The organism is Streptomyces sp. NPDC042364 (assembly GCF_056437585.1).
In genome coordinates this window covers 1-18,561 of the sequence record NZ_JBWKAJ010000035.1, presented here as the reverse complement: position 1 = coordinate 18,561, position 18,561 = coordinate 1, and the positions used below count along the sequence as shown (strand labels likewise).

Genomic DNA, 18,561 nt, shown 5'->3' with positions numbered 1-18,561 from the left:
CGGGCGCCTCACACACGGGCGGGGTGAGGCGCGGTGCTCGCGAGGACGCCCGTCGGGCCGGCCGTGTTCCGGTCGGCGAACCCGATACGGGCCTCGGCGACCAGGGTGCCGGGATGGTGCAGGGTGCACTCGATGTCGACGCCCGGGACCACGGGCGCGGTTCGGCAGTGCAGGGGGAGGTCCATCTCGGCGAAGCAGCGGAACCGGGCCCGCAGGCGCACCGGCATCGCCGTGGGCGCGCGTACCGCGCCCTCGACCACCGCGGCGGTCAGGGCCAGTTGCCGGAAGGCCTCCAGTTCCAGCATGCCGGGAACGTGGTCGACCCAGTGGTCGTAGAGGGTCGGATGGCTGGTGTCGGCGACCACGCGCGCCGTGCGGACGCCGTCGTGCGAGGTGTGCGGTCGGGTGATCACCGCGCTGGCCCGGTGGCGGCGGCCGACCCTGGCGGGGTCCAGGGTCTGTCCCGGCAGCGCCACGGGAGGGTCGTGGAGGCCGAGTGTGTGGCGCTGCCCGGACCGCAGGCGGGTCCAGTCCTCCGGCGGCATCCAGGAGTAGTCGATGCGGGCCCGCAGGGCCTCCTGTGCGTCGACGGCCACGGTGAAGCGCAGCCGCAGCCCGGTCACTCCGGTCCGGCCGCGGATCCGGTGCTCGACACGGACGCCGATGACGGCTTCCGTGGGGGTGTCGCCGCATGCCAGGGCGCCCGGGTCGGCCACCTCGTACTCGACCGTGCGCAGCAGGAACTTGTGGCCGAGGGGTACGTCGAGGTACCGGTGGGCCACCACGAAGATGCCCTGGCGGCAGGCTTCCAGCACCTGCAGGGGGTCATGGTGGGTGCGGGGACCCAGGACGTCGTCGTAGAAGGGGTGCAGGCGGGGGAGCTGCGCGGCCAGCCGCATCTCGTCCTCGCCGAGGCGCTCCGCGTCGGTCAGGAAGACCTCGGCGATCGCTGCCCGGTGCACCAGCTCCTTCGGGAGTGTCCGGGCGAACTGCATGGCTGCTCCCTCGTTCAGACCAGGGCGCCGCGGACGGCGTCCAGGTGGCGGCGCCAGTCGTCGACGCCGGCCCCGTCCAGTACCGGGGGACGGCCGGGCTGCCGCATGGGGAGCACCTTGGAGCCGACGATGACCGTGTCCCACGGATCGAGGTCGATGCCGTGCTCCCAGGCGTGTTCCAGGAGTTGACGCGGGTCGGCGCGGGGGTCGAGGCCGGGCCGGCCGGAGAGCGCGGCGCGCAGTCGTGCGGCGGCGGGCTCGAAGTCGAGGTCCCGGGGCTTGGTGCCGGCGTACAGCTGGTCCGCCAGGTCCAGTGCGTGCCGGGTGCGGTCCTCGTCCGCCAGCGCGGAGCGGAAGAGCCTCTCGCGCTGGTCGTGGTCGAAGTGCACGGCCAGCTCGCGCAGTACGTCGGCCGGTTCGTCGGGGGTGTGCACGAGGTTGAGCAGGTAGCTGTAGCGGCCGAGAAGGTGGCGCAGCTGGCCGGGCACCCGGGCTTCGGGGTCGGTGGGTCCCTTCAGCCGGGTGAGGCGGACCGAGGCCGGGATGTCGCTGTGGTGGCCGGGCCGGACGAGCAGGACGAGGGCGTCGGCGTCCTCCAGGAACAGCGCGGCGAGGCGCCTGCGGTAGGGGGTGGCGAGGTTCCACTGGAAGTACCACAGGGAGCGGATCATGGTCCGGGTCAGCCGGGTGACGGCCGCACCGACGATCCTGAAGTCCTGCTCGGTCAGCCACTCGACGGCCGCGTCCAGGGTCCGGGTCACCACGGCGTCGGGTTTCAGCAGCAGCGCGGCGTGGCGATGGGCGAAGCCGGTGACGTCGTCGGTGAGGGCGGCGAGCTGTTCGTGGCTCTCCTGGTAGTAGGTGTCCGCGCCGTACAGCCGCTGCTTCTCGGGGTGGCAGGTCAGGAGGGGCGAGACGGGGATGCCGTGGAGCGGTTCGGCGTGGTCGGATCGGGTCATCGGGAGGTGCTCCCTTCCGTTCGGGCCCCAGCCGGCACCCGGGGCGGGGGCGCGCCGAGGTAGCCGACCTTGAGGCAGTGGTCGAGGAGTCGGCGCAGGTAGGCACGTCCGCCCGTGGACGTGCGGCGACCGTGGAAGGCGGCGGCCCGGGTGGTGTCGAAGCGGATGCGCCGCTGGAGGTAGGTGTCGTAGAGGGAGACGACTCGGTCGTAGTAGGAGCGTTCGCGGTCGGGCAGGGCCGACGCGGAGAACGTGGTCGGCGGGACGAACCTCGTCACCTGGAAGGACGGGTACTCGGCGAGGACGTCGGAGAAGTCCCGCAGGGTCAGCAGGTGGCCGACCGCGTGGAGGGTGAGGCCCTCGGCGTCCTCGAAGCGGGTGGCGGCCTCCGTGACCAGGTCGGCGACGTGGTCGACCGGCACCAGGTCCAGGGCGGCGTCGTAGTGGCCGGGCATGGTGCGCACCAGCCCCCGGGTCATGATCTTGAGTACGGGATAGACGGTCTTGAAGTCGCGGCAACGGCCCGTGCGGGAGGCGCCGGTGACGATGCTGGGGCGCACCACGGCCACCGGCAGACCGTCCGCGGCGGCCTTGCGGACCAGGGTCTCCGCGGTCAGTTTGCTCTTCTCGTAAACGTTGCCGAACCGCTGGCCGACGTCGAGTTCGTCCTCCAGGGCCACGCCGTCGCGCATCCCGCACACGTAGGCCGTGCTCACCTGCACCAAGGGGATGCGGTGGGCCAGGGCGAGGTCCAGGACGTGCCGGGTGCCGTTGACGTTGACGCTCTCGTACCGCTCGTCGGGCAGTCCGAAGTCGGTGACGGCGGCGCAGTGCACGATCCGGTCGGCCCTCGCGGCGAGCCTGCGGTCGTCCTCGTTCAGCCCGAGGCCGGGACGGGTGATGTCACCGGTGATGCGGGTGAGGGTGCCGGGCCCGGGGGTGAGCTTCCTGCCGTCGTTGCGGACGACGTCGCCGTTGCGGTGCGTCAGGGTGAGCACGGTGTGGCCCGCGCCGGTGAGCCGGGCGGCCACCTCCGCGCCCACGAAGCCGCTGGCGCCGGTGACCAGCACCGTCATCGTGTCGGCCATCGATCAGTCCTCCAGGAGGGTGGGGCGGTGGGGATCAGACGGCCTGGTGGGGCTGGGCGCCGTTGCTGGCGACCAGGTCGCGGGCTTCCTCCAGGGGCAGTTCGGCGTCGAGGTGGGCGCCGATGCGCACCCAGTCGTGGCCGAGTTCCAGGGTGGCCCGCCAGGAGTCCGCCGAGTCGAAGGAGAGGGGGAAGGCGTCGGCGCCCGCGGCGCCTCGCACCTGGGCGATGTAGTCGCGCAGATCGGCGAGGAGGTCGTCGCCGCGCTCCGCGGAGTCGACGGTGCGGCGCAGCAGTTCCTCGGCGCGCGTCCGGATCGCGAGGGTGGCGGGCGGCAGCAGGTCGATACGGCGGACGAGGTCGGAGTCGGCGGGCAGCGGGTTGACCCCGTAGGCGCTGAACAGGCCGCGCAGCGCCGCGTGCACGGCTCGGCGGGCGGTGAGTTCGGCGACGCGCCACTGACTTCGCTGCAGCGCACCGGTCAGGTCCTCGATGGCGTTCTCGACGACGATGTTGGACCACACCAGGGCCATGGTGGCGGCGGCAAACCGTTCGGCGGGCAGCGGCACCAGGTCGATGGCGCCGGGGCCGCTGACGGCCGCGCCCCGCACCGACAGCAGCGGCCGGGTGGTCGACGGCGGCGGGGTGACGGGCCCCGGCGGCGCCGCGAGTGGCAGTGCGGGTGTGACGGTGCCGCCGCCCTTCCAGGAAAGCCGGATCAGTCCGTAGCGCACGAACGCGGCCAGCAGCGGGCCGGGTTCGGCGACACCGGTGTCCGCGGCCGCGGCCAGCACACGGGGCAGCGGCCGTCCCAGGACCAGGGAGCGCCAGACCGCTCCGGCGCGGTCGCCGAGAGCGAACACCTCGCGCCGCCCGCGGACGACGTGCACCCTCGCGTCGGTCTGCCAGGTGGTCACTCCCGGCACGCGTTCCACGGTGAGCCGCTCGGGCCGCATGGAGACGCCGGTGAGGCCCAGTTCCCCGGCGAAGGCGAGACAGTCGGTCAGGTACGTGCGGGCGGCGTCGGTGTCCCCGGGTGCGGGGGCGGTGGTCTCCAGCTCCCAGTACCTGTCGCGCACTTCGGGCCGGCCGGCCCGGTCGAGTTGCATGGAGAGCCACTTGGGTTCGAGGTAGGTCTCGCCCAGCCCGGCCGCCCAGGACTTGATCGTCTGGACGAGTCCGGCGCGGGTCCAGTCCACCGCCTCGTCCGTCTCGCCGAGGCACAGCAGGGCCGTCGCGTGCCGCAGGGACTGGCGGGCCTGGTACGCCCACCAGTCGGCGGCGATCCGGGCGAACCTGTCCGCCGGCAGCATCGCCTTGACTTCGTCCACGAGGGCGTGGCCGCGCAGCGGGTGGCTGTGCAGCAGCCGCTGGCAGCGGTTGAGCAGATCCTCGGAGAGCCGGCCGGGTCGCCTCGCCCCCTTCTCCAGGGTGCGGAACTGGTCGGCGAGCTGACGCACCGACCGGGTGCGTATCTCGACCCTGCGGCCGTCGACGAAGAGCAGCGTCGGCATGGTGGGCAGGTCTTCCTCGGACCGGGCGATGAGCAGGAAGTCGATGTCGGAGGAAGGGTTGCCGAAGCCCTCCGCGATGGAGCCTTCGAGCACCACGGCCCAGCCGGTACCCCGGGGCAGTTCGGCGAGCGACTTGTCGAGCAGGCCTTGCAGCTGCTCCTCGGTGAGGATCACGGATGTGTCTCCGTCCTGGGGGTGTCCGAAGTCTCGGCGGACGTGCCGGCGTCGGGTGGATCGGCGAGTACGGTGACCGTGCCGGCGGCGCCGTCGACGCGCAGCAGGGTGCCGGTGCGGATCTCGGTGGTGGCGTTCCTGACCTGGACCACCGTCGGGATGCCCAGCTCCCGGGCGACGACGGCGACATGGGTCAGCGGGCTGCCGCGTTCGATGACCAGCGCGGCAGCCGACGGCAGCGCCGCGACCCAGCCCGGGTCGGTGCGGTAGGTGAGGAGGATGCCGCCGCCGATGTCGCGTGGTGTGTCGGTGACCACCGCGGGTCCTTCGACGACTCCGGGGCAGCAGGGGGTGCCGCGCAGTTCGCGGGCGCCGCTGCGGGCGGCTGGTCCGCTGGTCCAGCCGGCCTGTTCCAGGTTGCCCGACCAGTACGGGGCGCCCCGGGTGGTGAAGCGGGCCGGGGCGTGCAGCTCGGCGTCCACGGCCAGGCGCGCGCGCCGCAGGGCGGCCAGCTCCTTCAGTTCGGTGTGGGCGATCATGCCCTCGTAGGCACCGCGGACCTCTTCCAGGCGCAGCATGAACACGTCGTCCCAGGCGCTGATGGCTCCGGCCCGGGCGAGGTCGCGGCCCAGGGCGCGCAGCATGCGTTTGGCGGCGCCGAAGGCGCGGGTGCGGCAGAACCTGAGCCGTTCGCGGTCCGTGAGGGCGGCGCGGGCCTTGTTCCGTACCCGCTCGTACACCCAGCGGCGGGGACCGCGCAGATGCCGGTCGAGGTAGTCGTCGGCCTCGCCGCCGTGCACGCCCGCGCCGCCGCCCTGGTTCTCGGGCAGGGCGTCGCGCAGCAGGGTGAACAGCCCGGCCGGGTTCTCGTACAGGTCGGGCACTTCGAGCTTGAGTTCGTCGGGGCTGCGGTAGCCGTAGGAGGCGACGTAGGCGTCGACGGCGGCCACGATGCCGGTGTGGCCGGCCCGGGCCAGCGCCTCGTAGGCGTCGGCGTCGGGCGTGTGCTCCAGCAGGTGGCGCGCCTTGTCGTCGGCGCGCACCTGCGCGGCCAGCTCGGCCAGCGCCCGGGCCGGTTCGGCGGACTCCACGTCGCCGCCGGGAGCGGCCGCGGCCCAGGTGAACCACTCCGGGGCGTCGGGCAGCCATCTGCGGGTGAGGAGCGCCAGCAGGCCGACGGAGAGCAGGATCGTGGCGTCCAGGGCCTGCATGGGGCCCCACTTCTCGATGAGTTCCTTCTGCAGCCGGCAGAAGCGGCGGTAGGTCTCGTCACCGGGCAGCGCGTCGTAGTCGACGTTGTTGAAGACCTCGTACGCCCGGTAGAAGTCCCGGTGGAAGGTCTCGACGGACCTGCCGATGGTCAGGAAGCGCCTGGTGAAGAGGGCGGTGCGGGCGAGCCGCGAGATCCGGCCGCGCAGCCCGGGCCGTGGTGTGAAGGGGTGGAGTGCGTCGGCGGTCTCGTCGGAGATGCTCTCCGCGACGCCCAGCGATTTCTCCAGCACCCGGCGGTTGAGCGGATACAGCGGCGCCAGGCGCACCATCCGGTACCAGTGGTACAGGTTGTAGTAGACCCGTCCGTGGACGTAGCCGAGCAGGTGCGGGGTCCATTCCCGTACCTCGCGCAGCTGGTCGCCCCGGACGCCGAGGGCGCGGGCGTAGCTCTCGTACACCTTGGCGTAGGTGTCGGCGGCGACGCTGTAGGTGAGGGGGGATACGACGCCGCTGAAGCTCTCGATGATGTTGGAGTTGTCCCAGATCCGCAGCTCTCCCCGCGGGTCGGGGACGCTGTCGGGGCTCTCGCCGAGCGTGGTGATGGGACGGCTCTGCAGCAGCCACAGGGTGCCGTCGGCGATGGCCCACTCGATGTCCTGCGGAGCGCCGTAGTGTTCGGTCGCGCGCACTCCGGCCTTGTGCAGCAGGGCCAGGTCGGCGGTGGTCAGGGACAGCGCCTCCCGCTCCTCGTCGGTGACCGGCGACACCGCGCAGCCCGGCCCCGCGCCGGCGTCGTAGCGTTCGTGCTTGTCTCCGATGACGGTGCTCAGCGGCTCGCCGGTGGTGGCGTCGAGGACGACGGTGTCGGCGTCGACCGCGCCGGAGACCAGCCCCTCCCCCAGTCCGTGGACCGCGCTGACCACATGGCGGTCCGTGCGGCCGGCCGTCGGGTCGGCCGTGAACAGTACGCCGCTGCGCTCCGCGGGCACCATGCGCTGGACGACGACGGCGACGCCGCCGGTGCCGGGCGGCAGTCCGCGCTGTGCGCGGTAGAGCAGGGACCGTTCGGAGAATCCGGAGGCCCAGCACCGGCGGACATGGGCGATGACCTGGTCGACGCCGCTGACGTTGAGGAAGCTGTCGAACTGGCCGGCGAAGGAGTGCTCGGTGCCGTCCTCCTCGTGTCCGGAGGAACGGACGGCCACGAGACCGCCGCCGGCCTGCCGGTAGGCCAGGGCGATGGCCTCGGCGACGGCGTCGTCGAGGGGTGCTTTCTCGATCAGGGCGGCGATCTCGGCGGCGACCTGCGCGGCCGCGGTGTCCCAGCCGTCGGCGAGCAGGTGCTCCAGAGGTCCGTCCAGTCCACTGCCGCGGGCGAAGGCGGCGAAGACGTCGAGGCCGATCACCGACCAGTCCGGCACCTGGAAACCGGCCGCCGTGAGAGTGTGCAGGTTGCGGCCCTTTCCCCCCGCGTACCGGGTGAACCGGGCCTCGTCACTGGCCGGCGACAGAATGCCGAGGGACGGCTGTTCGGATTCGGTGGTGAGTGACAACTCGATTCCTCCACATGGCTTGCGCTCGACCTCGTCGGAAGCCTCACGGCGGGACCGGCGAAGCCCTTCGAGCCAGGGCGCCGGGGCGACCCAGCGGGAAAGCGGCGGTCGTTCGCCGTCAGGTCAGGACGACCGGCAGGCTCTCGTGGCCGCGCAGCGCGAGCCGGTCGCGGCGCACCGGGCCGGCCTCGGCAGGGCGCAGGGCGGGGAACCTTGCCAGCAGCCGGCCGAAGGCGGTGGTCGCCTCGAGCCGGGCGAGCATCGCGCCGAGACAGTGGTGCGCTCCCCCGCCGAAGCTGAGCGGCTGGATGTCCCGGCGCAGGGGATCGAAGCGGTTCGGGTGCGCGTAGCGGGCGGGATCGCGGTTGGCGGCGCCCAACAGCAGCACCACATGGCTGCCTTTCGGCACCGGCACGCCCCCGATGGTGGCACCGTCGCTCAGCACGGCCCGGTTGCTCGTCTGCACCGGTGGGTCGTAGCGCAGTGTCTCCTCGACGAATCCCTGCAACGGAACGGTTCCGGCACGCAGGCCGGCCATCGCCTCGGGGTGCTCGAACAGCAACTGCAGCCCGTTGCCGAGAAGATAGGTGGTGGTCTCGAACCCGGCCAGCAGGACGGCGGCCAGGTTCGCCACCAGCTCGTCGTCGCTCAGTTCCCCCTCGTCGCACGCCGCCACCATGGCGCTCACCAGGTCCTCACGTGGCTCGGCCCGTCGCTCGGCGGCCAGCTCGGTGAAGTACTCGTGGACCTCCAGTGCCGCGCGGTCGGCGGCTGCGAGCCCGGAGGGGTCGATGAGGAGTTCCAGGGTGGCGCTCAGGGCCACGGCATAGTGCCGGAAGCGTTCCCGGTCCTCGACGGGGACTCCGAGCATGTCGCAGATGACGTGGGCGGGCAGGGGGAAGGCGAAGGCGTCCATGAAGTCCACCGGCGCGGAACCGGCCTCGGCCAGGGTGTCCAGCAGGGCGTCGGTGAGGGCGGTGATCCCGGCTTCCATGGCCGCCACCCGCCGGGCGGTGAACACCTGCGCCATCGGCGAACGCATCCGCCCGTGCAAGGGCGGGTTGGCGACGAAGAGGGACCGGCCGAGCATGGCCAGCGAGGGGTGTTCGGCGGGGTCGGCGCCCCAGGTCACCAGATTGACGTCGGCTCCCAGGCCGGGGCTGCGCAGCGCCTGGCGGCAGGCGTCGTAGCCGCTGACCAGCAGCAGGCCGTCACCGGCCGGTACGGCGGGCCCCAGTTCGAGGGCACGCTCGTACAGCGGGTACGGATCGGCCCGCCCCTCGGTCGTCAGTAAGTGGGCGACTATCGATTCCGCGTCCAACACTCCTCCTCATGACGGGCGTCACAGGCCCTCGGGACGTCCGCGTGGTGGTCACGCCGCGCCGGCGTCCGTCCCCGCGAAGAAGGCCGCGGGCTCCGGTGACACCGTGCGGCGCGCTGTGAGGTCGGGCCAGACCAGAGCCATCGAGCCCCAGGTGAGGCCGCCGCCGAAGCCGGCCAGCACCACCTTGTGCCCGGGGCGCAGCTCACCGGAGACGACCCCGTCGACCAGGGCCAGGGGAATCGAGGCGGCCACCGTGTTGCCGCGTACCTCGATGTCGGACAGGAACCGCTCCGGCGGCAGTTTCAGCCGCCGGGCGACCGAGGCCAGGATCCGGGCGTTGGCCTGGTGCAGCACGAAGGAGTCGATGTCCGCCAGGTCCCATCCCGTGCGCATGGCGGTCTCCCGCACGGATTCCGCCATGCGCTGCACCGCCTGGGCGTAGACGGCCTGCCCCTGCATCGAGAAGTAGGTGTCCTCGGTCTTGGCGGGCACCCCGGTGGACCGCTGCCGTGACCCGCCGGCCGGCACCTCGATCAGATCGCTGAGGCTGCCGTCGCTGCCGAGGTTCAGCCCGGTGAGTGCGCCGGGGTCGGTCGGCGACCCGGCGCGCAGCACCACCGCGCCGCCGCCGTCGCCGAAGATGACCCGGGTCGTGCGGTCGTCCGGTGCGAGGAGCGTGGAGAAGGCGTCCGCGCCCACGACCAGCACGCTCTCGGCTGCCCCGAGCGCGACCATGCCGGCCCCCGTCGCGAGGGCGTACACGAATCCCGTGCACACCGCCGCCACGTCGAACGCCGGGACCGGTCCGAGTCCGAGCCGGGTGGCCACCTCGGGCGCGGTCGCGGGACAGTGCCGGTCCGGGGAACTGGTGGCGAGTACCACCGCGTCCACGCCGTCCAGCCCGGCGGACGTCAGCGCCCGCCGGCCGGCCTCCACGGCCAGGTCGCCGGTGGACTGCCCCGGCGAGACCCAGCGCCGCTCCCGGATGCCGGTACGGCGGCGGATCCACTCGTCACTGGTGTCGAGGACCTCCGCCAGCTGGTGGTTGGTGACCACGGTGGGGGGTATCCAGCCCCCCAGTCCGGCCACGACTGCAGCTCGTTCCATGGCTTCCAGTTCCTTTCACGCCCCGACGGCCGCACCGGGACCGCAGCGCGGCCCCTGCTCAACGATCCACCGAGCACCACCTCATAAGAGCGGATCTCGTCACCTATTAGGTGAAGCCCTACATCTCGGGCCCCGCCGACGCCCCGCGGGCGGGACGAAGAGGTGTCGCGGGCGACCCTCGCAGCCCGACTCGGCCTCGGTGAGGCGAGGTTCGGAGTCACCGCGTGCCCGGGCCCTGCCCGGCGGCGCGCGCCCGCGGTGCCCGGTCTTCACCCACCGCACCGGTGCCGACGACACGCGTGCCGCCGGCACCGTCCGAGCACGGCCGGGTCACCCCGCCGGAATCCGCTCAGGCGGACCCGAACTGCTTGTCGATGAAGTCGAAGAGGTCGTCGTCGCTCGCCGCGTCGATCTGCTCCTCGACCGCCACCGCCGGGCCCCCTCCGTGGTCGGCGGGCCCGCCCGCGGCGGATGTCACCACGCTGCCGACGGTTCCGGCCGAGTCCAGCGAGGACAGCAGCCCCCGCAACCGGTCGGCCAGCGCGGAGCGCACCCTCTCGTCTCCGGCTATCTCCCCCAGCGCGCCCTCCAGCCGGTCGAGTTCGGCCAGCATCGGCTGTACGGCCGCCGCGGCTCCGGGGGCCGTCTCGGCCCGCAGATGACGGGCCAGCCCGAGGGGCGTCGGATAGTCGAACAGCAGGGTGGCCGGCAGCCTGAGCCCGGTGGCGGTGTTGAGCCGGTTGCGCAGTTCGACGGCGGTCAGCGAGTCGAAACCCATCTCGAGGAAGCCGCGTTCGGGGTCCACCGCTTCGGAGTCGGCGTAACCGAGGACGGCCGCCGCGTGGTCGCGGACGAGGTCTCCCAGTACCGCGAGGCGTGCCTCGGCGTCCAGTTCCGCGAGCCTGCGGCGCAGCCGCTCGGCGGGCGCGGCGCCGTCGGCGGGGCCGGCGGCCGCACGACGGCCGGGGGCGGGCTTGACGAGGGACCGCAGCAGGGCCGGGACCTCCCCGTCGGACGTCCGCAGCCCGGCCGTGTCGAAGCGGGCCGGGACCAGCACCGCCCGGTCGGCGGACACGGCGGCGTCGAACAGACCGAGGGCCTGCTCGGACGGCATCGGGACGACTCCGCCGCGCGCCATCCGCACCAGGTCGGCCTGGTCCAGCTTGCCGGTCATGGCCGACCGTTCCTCCCACAGGCCCCACGCCAGTGACTGGGCGGGCAGGCCGTGGGCGCGCCGCTGCCGGGCGAAGGCGTCGAGGAAGGCGTTGGCCGCCGCGTAGTTGCCCTGCCCCGAGCCGCCGAGCACGCCGGCCAGCGAGGAGTAGAGCACGAAGGAGCGCAGCCCGCTGTCCCGGGTCAGTTCGTGCAGGTGCAGCGCGGTGTCGACCTTGGCGGCGAGGACCGTGTCGAGTCGTTCCTGGGTGAGGGAGCCGATGACGCCGTCGTCGAGGACGCCCGCGGTGTGCACCACCGCGGTCAGCGGGTGCGCCGCGGGGACCGTCGCGAGCAGCGCGGCCAGCGCCTCCCGGTCGGAGGTGTCGCAGGCGACGAGTTCGGCGCGGGCGCCGAGCGCGGTCAGGTCGTCGAGGAGTTCCCGGGCGCCGGGCGCGTCGGGGCCGCGGCGGCCGACGAGCAGCAGGTGTCGGGCGCCGTGCCGGCCGGCCAGGTGCCGGGCGACGAGCCCGCCGAGCGCGCCGGTGGCCCCGGTGACCAGGACGGTGCCGTCCGGGTCGAGCGGCGTACGGGTGTCGCCTTCCGCGGTCTGCGCGAGTCGCGCACGGACCAGCCTCGGCACCCGTGTCTCTCCCTTGCGCAGGGTGATCTGTGGTTCCTCGTGGCGGGCCGCGGCGGGCAGCGCCCGGTACGACTCCTGGGCGCCGTCCCAGTCGAGAAGCGCGAACCGGTCGGGGTTCTCCGTCTGCGCGGTGCGCACCAGACCCCATACGGCCGCGGCGACCGGGTCGGGCGCCCGGTCGCCGTCGTGCAGGCTGACGGCGTGCCGGGTGACCAGCACCAGGCGGGTGGCGTTGAAGGTGTCGTCGGCGAGCCAGCCCTGGAGCAGCCGGAGCACACGGCCGGTCACCCGGCGGACGGCGGCGGCCGGGTCGCCGTCCGGGAGCCCGGCCTCGGTGTCACCGAGGCCGGGCACGGCGGCCAGCACCGTGCCGGGTACCGGATGGCCGGCCGCGGCGACCGCGCGGGCGAGGCCGTCGAGGTCGGCGTGGGACGCGGCGGCGAGCCCACCGGCCGTCAGTGCCTCGCCGAGGGCGGGGTCGCCCTCGGCGTCCAGGACGGCGAAGCCCGTGGAGGCGGGCCGGGCGGGGGCGGCGGCCGGGGTCACCCACTCCAGTTCGTACAGATGACGGGCGGCGGCGCGGGCGTCCCCGAGCTGCCCGGCGGGCAGGGGGCGCAGGGTCAGCCCGGCCACCGTGGCGACGGGGCCGCTCAAGGGATCGGTGACGGTCAGCGCGACCGTGTCGGGGCCGGCCGGGGCGAGACGCACCCGCAGCGCGCCGGCTCCGTGCGTGTGCAGGCGTACGCCGGTCCAGCTGAACGGCATGAGCGCGGGGCCGGACGCGGCGCCGGTGGTCAGTCCGACGGTCTGCAGGGCGGCGTCCATGAGGGCCGGGTGCAGCCCGTAGGCGGCTGCGTCGGCGGCGACCCCGGCGGGAGGCTCGACCTCGGCGTACACCTCCTCGCCGAGCCTCCAGGCGGCGGCCAGCCCCTGGAACGCCGGGCCGTAGTGGAACCCGCCCGCGGCGAAGCGGTCGTACAGCCCGTCCAGCGCGATCTCATCGGCGCCCGGCGGCGGCCACTCCGCTCGCGGGGCGTGGTCGGCGGGGTCGGCCGTGGCGCTGAGCTGTCCGACGGCGTGACGCGTCCAGGGTTCGTCGTCGGCCGCGTCGTCGGGGCGGGAGTGGACGGTCACACCGCGCGTTCCCCGCTCGCCGGGCTCGCCGACGGTGACCTGGAGATGGACGGCACCCTGCTCGGGCAGCACCAGGGGCGCCTCCAGGGTGAGTTCGTCGACGACGGTGCAGCCGACCCGGTCGGCGGCCAGCAGTGCCAGCTCCAGGAAGGCGGTGCCGGGCAGGACGGCCGTGCCGGAGACCGCGTGGTCGGCCAGCCAGGGGTGGCTGCTGAGCGACAGCCTTCCGGTGAGCAGGTAGCCGTCGCCGCCCGCCAGGGCCGTGCCGGCGGCGAGCAGCGGATGCTCTCCGGCGGCGAGCCCGGCCGCGGCGAGGTCCGGGACGCCGGGGTCGGCGTCGAGCCAGTAGCGGGCGCGCTGGAAGGCGTACGTCGGCAGTTCGGCCCGGCGGGCCGGACGGCCGGCGAAGTACCCGGCCCAGTCGGGGCCCGCGCCGTGCACATGGAGCGTGGCGAGGGCGGTCGTGACCGCCGTCTCCTCGGGCCGGTCGCGGCGCAGCAGCGGTGCGACGACGGCGGCCTGCGGATCGGCGAGACAGTCGCGCGTCATGGCGGTGAGCACCGCGTCGGGGCCCAGTTCGAGGTACGTGGTCACTCCCTGCCGTTCCAGGGTGGCGACGGAGTCCGCCCAGCGGACCGTGGCGCGCACATGGCGCACCCAGTAGTCGAGGCTCTCCAGCTGTCCGGAGTCGGCGAGTTCACCGGTGAGGTCGCAGACCACGGGCACGGTCGGGGAGGTGTACGCCGTCTCGCGGGCGACGGCCGCGAATCGGGCCTGCATCGGTTCCATCCGCGGCGAGTGGAAGGCGTGCGAGACCGTCAGCCGCTTGGTGCGCAGCCCGGCCTCGCGCCAGGCCTCGGCCAGTTCCTCGACGGCGTCCTCGTCACCGGAGACGACCACGGAGGCCGGGCCGTTGACGGCGGCGAGGGACACCCGGTCCTCGTAGGTGCGCAGCGCTTCGGCGATCTCCGCCTCACCCGCCTGTACGGCCAGCATGGCGCCGTCGTCCGGCAGTTCCTGCATCAGCCGGCCGCGGGCGGCAACCAGGCGGCAGGCGTCGGCGAGGTCGAACACCCCGGCGACGTGGGCGGCGGCCAGCTCGCCGATGGAGTGGCCGACCACGATGTCCGGTCGCAGCCCCCAGTGTTCGAGCAGCCGGAACTGGGCGACTTCCAGGGCGAACAGCGCCGCCTGGGTGTAGGCGGTGCGGTCCAGCAGTTCGGCGTCGGGAGTACCGGCCGGGGCGAACATCACGTCCTTGAGGGGCCGTTCGAGTTCGCGGTCCAGTTCGGCGCAGACGGCGTCGAGGGCGTCGGCGAACACCGGGTGGGCGGCGTACAGCTCGCGTCCCGTGCCCGGTCGCTGGCTGCCCTGGCCGCTGAAGAGGAACGCGGTGCGTCCGCCGCGGCGCCGCACGCCGCGCACCAGCCCGGGAGCCTCCCGGTCCTCGGCCAACGCCCTTACGGCCGCCATCAGTTCGTCCTGGTCACGGCCGACGGCGACCGCCCGGTGGTCGAACGCGGCCCGTCCCAGTGCGAGCGTGTGGGCGATGTCGACGGGTGAGGCACCGTCCTGCCGCTCCGGGTCCTCAAGCCGGTCGAGCAGACGGATCGCCTGAGCGCGCAGCGCGTCGGCGCCGCGGGCGGAGAGCACCCAGGGGAGCACGCCCACGGGGGCGGCGGCGTCGGGTGCGCCCTCGGCGGCCGACGGGCGCGCCAGGGCGGTCGCCGACGGCTCGGCGGACTCCACGGGCGACGCGGGGGGCTCGGCGGGCGGCTGCTCGAGGATGACGTGGGCGTTGGTGCCGCTGATGCCGAACGCCGACACGCCCGCCCGGCGCGGACGCCCCTCGGTCTCCGGCCAGTCGACGGCCTCGGTCAGCAGGGACACCGCCCCCTCGGTCCAGTCGATCCGGGTGGAGGGGCGGTCGACGTGCAGGGTGCGTGGCAGCACACCGTGCCGCATCGCCAGCACCATCTTGATCACACCGCCGACACCGGCGGCGGCCTGGGTGTGCCCGATGTTGGACTTCAGCGCGCCGAGCAGCAACGGCCGGTCCTGGGGCCGGTCCTGGCCGTACGTCGCCATCAGCGCCTGTGCCTCGATGGGGTCCCCGAGCAGGGTGCCGGTACCGTGCGACTCGACGGCGTCCACATCGGCCGGGGAAAGCCCGGCGGCGGCCAGCGCCTGCCGGATCACCCGCTGCTGCGCGGGACCGCTCGGTGCGGTGAGGCCGTTGCTGGCACCGTCCTGGTTGACCGCCGATCCGGCCAGCACCGCGAGCACGGGGTGACCGTTGCGCCGGGCGTCGGAGAGCCGCTCCAGCAGCACCACACCGACGCCCTCGGCCCAGCCCGCGCCGTCGGCGTCGTCGGAGAACGCCTTGCAGCGGCCGTCCGCGGACAGCGCCCGCTGCCGGCTGAACTCGACGAAGGTGTCCAGCGAGGAGATCACCGTGACGCCGCCGGCCAGCGCCATGGTGCACTCACCGGCGCGCAGCGCCTGGGCGGCCATGTGCAGGGCCACCAGGGACGAGGAGCAGGCGGTGTCGACGGTGACGGCGGGGCCCTCCAGTCCGAAGGTGTAGGAGATCCGCCCCGAGGCCACGCTGCCGGCGCTTCCGGTGGCCAGGTAGCCCTCGAAGTCCTTCGGGGTGTGCTGCAGCCGGGAGCCGTAGTCGTGGTAGTTGGAGCCGACGAACACCCCGGTGCTGCTGCCTCGCAGGGTCCTGGGGTCGATACCGGCCCGCTCGAACGCCTCCCACGACGTCTCGAGCAGCAGCCGCTGCTGCGGGTCCACGGCCAGCGCCTCACGCGGGCTCATGCCGAAGAACTCCGGGTCGAAGTGGTGGGCGTCGTAGAGGAATCCGCCGCCGCGGGCGTAGAAGGTGCCCGGCCGGTCCGGGTCGGGGTCGTAGGCGCCCTTGAGGTCCCAGCCTCGGTCCTCCGGGAAGGCGGCCACGGCGTCGCCGCCGCGCGCGAGCAGCCGCCACAGCTCTTCCGGGCCGTCCGCCCCGCCCGGGTAGCGGCAGCCCATCGACACGATCACCACGGGGTCGTCGTCCGTGGCGACCTGCGGGAACGGGACGGCCGGTGCCGGGTCGGCGGATGTGCCGGCCGTGCCGAAGAGGTCGTCGTGCAGCTTGGCCGCGAGGGCGACGGCGGTCGGGTGGTCGAAGACCAGGGTGACCGGAAGCCGCAGCCCGGTGGTCTCGGCGATGGTGTTGCGCAGGGCAACCGCGGTGAGGGAGTCGAAGCCGAGGTCGCGGAAGGCCCGCTCCTCGTCGACCTGGTCGGCGCCGGGGTACCCGAGCGCCGCAGCGGCCAAGGTCCGCACCAGGGTGAGGAGTTCACGCCGCTGCTCGTCGTACGGAAGGCCGGCGAGACGCGCGGTGAGCGCGTTGCCGTCGCCGCCGTCCGCCGCGGGCGCGGTGCGCGCCGCCAGGGCCTCCCGCACCTCGGGCAGCTCGGCGAGCACCCGGGGGGCACGGTCGGTGTGGGCGAACGCGTACCGCTCCCACCGTACGTCGGCCAGGGCAAGCACGGGTTCCCCACCTGCCACGGCCTGCTGAAGCCCCGTCAGGGCGGCTTCCGGGTCCATGGCGGGCATACCGGAGCGGGCCAGCCGCTCACCGGTCTCGCCGGATGCCAGACCGCCGCCGCCCCAGGCGCCCCAGGCCACCGATGTGGCGGGCAGCCCGTCGGCGTGGCGCTGCCGGGCGAGCGCGTCGAGGAAGGCGTTGGCGGCGGCGTAGCTGCCCTGGCCGGGGCCGCCGAGGGTGCCCGCGAGCGAGGAGAACAGCACGAACGCGTCCAGTTCCAGGTCCCGGGTCAGCTCGTGCAGGTGCAGGGCGGCCGCCACCTTGGGCCGCAGCACCGTCTCGGCACGCTCGGGGGTGAGGCCGTCCAGCACTCCGTCGTCGAGCACGCCGGCCGCGTGCACGACGGCGGTGAGCGGCGCGTCCTCGGGTACGGCGGCCAGCAGCGCGGACACCTGGTCGCGGTCGGCGGCGTCGCAGGCGGCGAGCGTGACGCGAGCGCCGAGTCCGGTCAGTTCGGCGGCCAGTTCCTCCGCGCCGGGAGTGTCCGGGCCCCGGCGGCCGGCCAGCAGCAGGTGGTCGGCGCCATGACGGGCCAGCCAGCGGGCCACCTGCGCACCGACGCCCCCGGTGCCGCCGGTCACCAGCACGGTGCCGGTCGGCTGCCAGCCGGCGGGCGCGGGGTCGGGCAGCGCGGCCCGCACCAGCCGCCGCGTGAACAGTCCGGAGCCCCGTACGGCCACCTGCTCTTCCTCCGCGGCTCCGGACAGGGCGGCCACCAACCGGGGGAGGGTGCGGTCGTCCAGCTCCGGCGGCAGGTCCACCAGACCGCCGAAGCGGTGCGGGTACTCCAGAGCGGCGATCCGGCCGAGCCCCCACGCCTGCGCCTGGACGGGCGCGGCCGTCCGGTCGGCACGGCCCGTGGAGACCGCGCCCCGGGTGGCGATCCACAGCGGCGCGGCGACCGCCGCGTCGCCGAGCGCCTGCACCAGGGCGGTGTTGAGGGCGAGCCCGTTGTCGAGAGTGCTGCCAGGAGCGTACGGCGACTCGTCCAGCGCCAGCAGGGACAGCACGCCCGCCGGTTGCCGGGTGCCGTCGTCGCCCACGACGGAGCGGAGCAGCTCGGTCAGCCGCTCCCGGTCCGTACCGGCGGCCACCTCCAGGGTGGTGACCTCGGCGCCGTGGGCCGTCAGACCGCTGGAGAGGGAGGTGATGAGTGCGGTGTCGGGGTGTGTCCGCGGGACGACGAGCAGCCAGGTACCGCTCAGGACCGCGGCCCGCGTGTCCCGCCCGACCGGCCGCCACACCACCTTGTACCGCCAGCCGTCCACCACCGACCGCGCCGCCTGCTCCCGACGCCACCCCGACAACGCGGGCAGCACCCCGGCCAGCGCCTCACTGTCCGACACCCGCAACGTCTCGGCCAGCGCCTGCAGATCCTCCCGCTCGACCGCCTCCCAGAACCGGGCGTCCACCGCCCCCTGCCCGGAACCCGCAGCCCCCACGGAAGCCGTCTTCTCCAGCCAGTACCGCCGACGCTGGAACGCATACGTCGGCAGCGGGATGGTGCGACCGTCCTGACCGGCCAGAACCGCCGTCCAGTCCACACCGATACCCCGCACCCACGCCTCCGCAAGCGACGTCAGGAACCGGGCGGCATCACCCCTGTCACGCCGCAAAGTCCCAGTCACGACCGCATCCGGGGCGGCCTCCTGGACCGCCATCCCCAGCACCGGATGCGAGCTGACCTCGACGAACGCACCGTACCCCTGCGCGACCAACTCACCGACCGCGTCGGCGAAACGCACCCGCTGACGCAGATTCCGATACCAGTACCCCCCGTCCAACCGAGCCGTGTCCACGACCTCCGCCTCGGTCGTCGAGAAGAACGGCACCCCACCCGAACGCGGAACCACCGGCGCGAGCTCCCGCGCCAACTCCTCCTCGATCTCCTCCACATGCCAGGTGTGCGAGGCGTAGTCCACCGGGATACGGCGGGCCCGGATGTCGTCGTCCGCGCAGTGCGCCATCAACTCGTCCAGCGCGTCCGCATCCCCGGCCACCACGACCGAAGCAGGACCGTTCACCGCGGCCACATCGATCCGGCCCACCCAAGCCCCGAGCAGCTCCTCCACCTCAGCCGGTGCCAGGGGGACGGAGACCATACCG

At 73.8% G+C, this 18,561-nt stretch carries 8 protein-coding genes; all 8 read right to left on the bottom strand.

Annotation, left to right across the window (positions count from 1 at the left end):
* Positions 1-8: 8 nt before the first annotated feature.
* The gene (locus tag AC067N_RS37400) at positions 9-995 is read right to left on the bottom strand and encodes a ScbA/BarX family gamma-butyrolactone biosynthesis protein (RefSeq protein WP_478683410.1); all 987 of its coding nucleotides are present in this window, start codon (positions 993-995) and stop codon (positions 9-11) included.
* A gap of 14 nt (positions 996-1,009) precedes the next feature.
* Entirely contained in the window at positions 1,010-1,954 is a 945-nt protein-coding gene (locus tag AC067N_RS37395; protein ID WP_478683409.1) for a nucleoside-diphosphate kinase, read from the bottom strand.
* A complete protein-coding gene (locus AC067N_RS37390) occupies positions 1,951-3,042 on the bottom strand; it encodes an SDR family oxidoreductase (protein ID WP_478683408.1) in 1,092 nt (363 codons plus the stop codon). Before AC067N_RS37390 ends, AC067N_RS37395 begins: the two co-directional genes overlap by 4 nt.
* Before the next feature lie 34 nt (positions 3,043-3,076).
* Positions 3,077-4,729, bottom strand: coding sequence for a hypothetical protein (locus tag AC067N_RS37385; RefSeq protein WP_478683407.1), 1,653 nt, complete (start codon positions 4,727-4,729; stop codon positions 3,077-3,079).
* Entirely contained in the window at positions 4,726-7,494 is a 2,769-nt protein-coding gene (locus tag AC067N_RS37380) for a phosphoenolpyruvate synthase (RefSeq protein WP_478683406.1), read from the bottom strand. Before AC067N_RS37380 ends, AC067N_RS37385 begins: the two co-directional genes overlap by 4 nt.
* A gap of 118 nt (positions 7,495-7,612) precedes the next feature.
* Positions 7,613-8,818 carry a cytochrome P450 gene (locus AC067N_RS37375; protein ID WP_478683405.1) on the bottom strand — a complete coding sequence of 402 codons (1,206 nt, stop codon included), beginning with the start codon at positions 8,816-8,818 and terminating at the stop codon, positions 7,613-7,615.
* 48 nt (positions 8,819-8,866) lie between these two features.
* A complete protein-coding gene (locus tag AC067N_RS37370) occupies positions 8,867-9,925 on the bottom strand; it encodes a beta-ketoacyl-ACP synthase III (RefSeq protein WP_478683404.1) in 1,059 nt (352 codons plus the stop codon).
* A gap of 349 nt (positions 9,926-10,274) precedes the next feature.
* The coding region (locus AC067N_RS37365) for an SDR family NAD(P)-dependent oxidoreductase (protein ID WP_478683403.1) at positions 10,275-18,561 on the bottom strand (8,287 nt) is incomplete at its 5' end.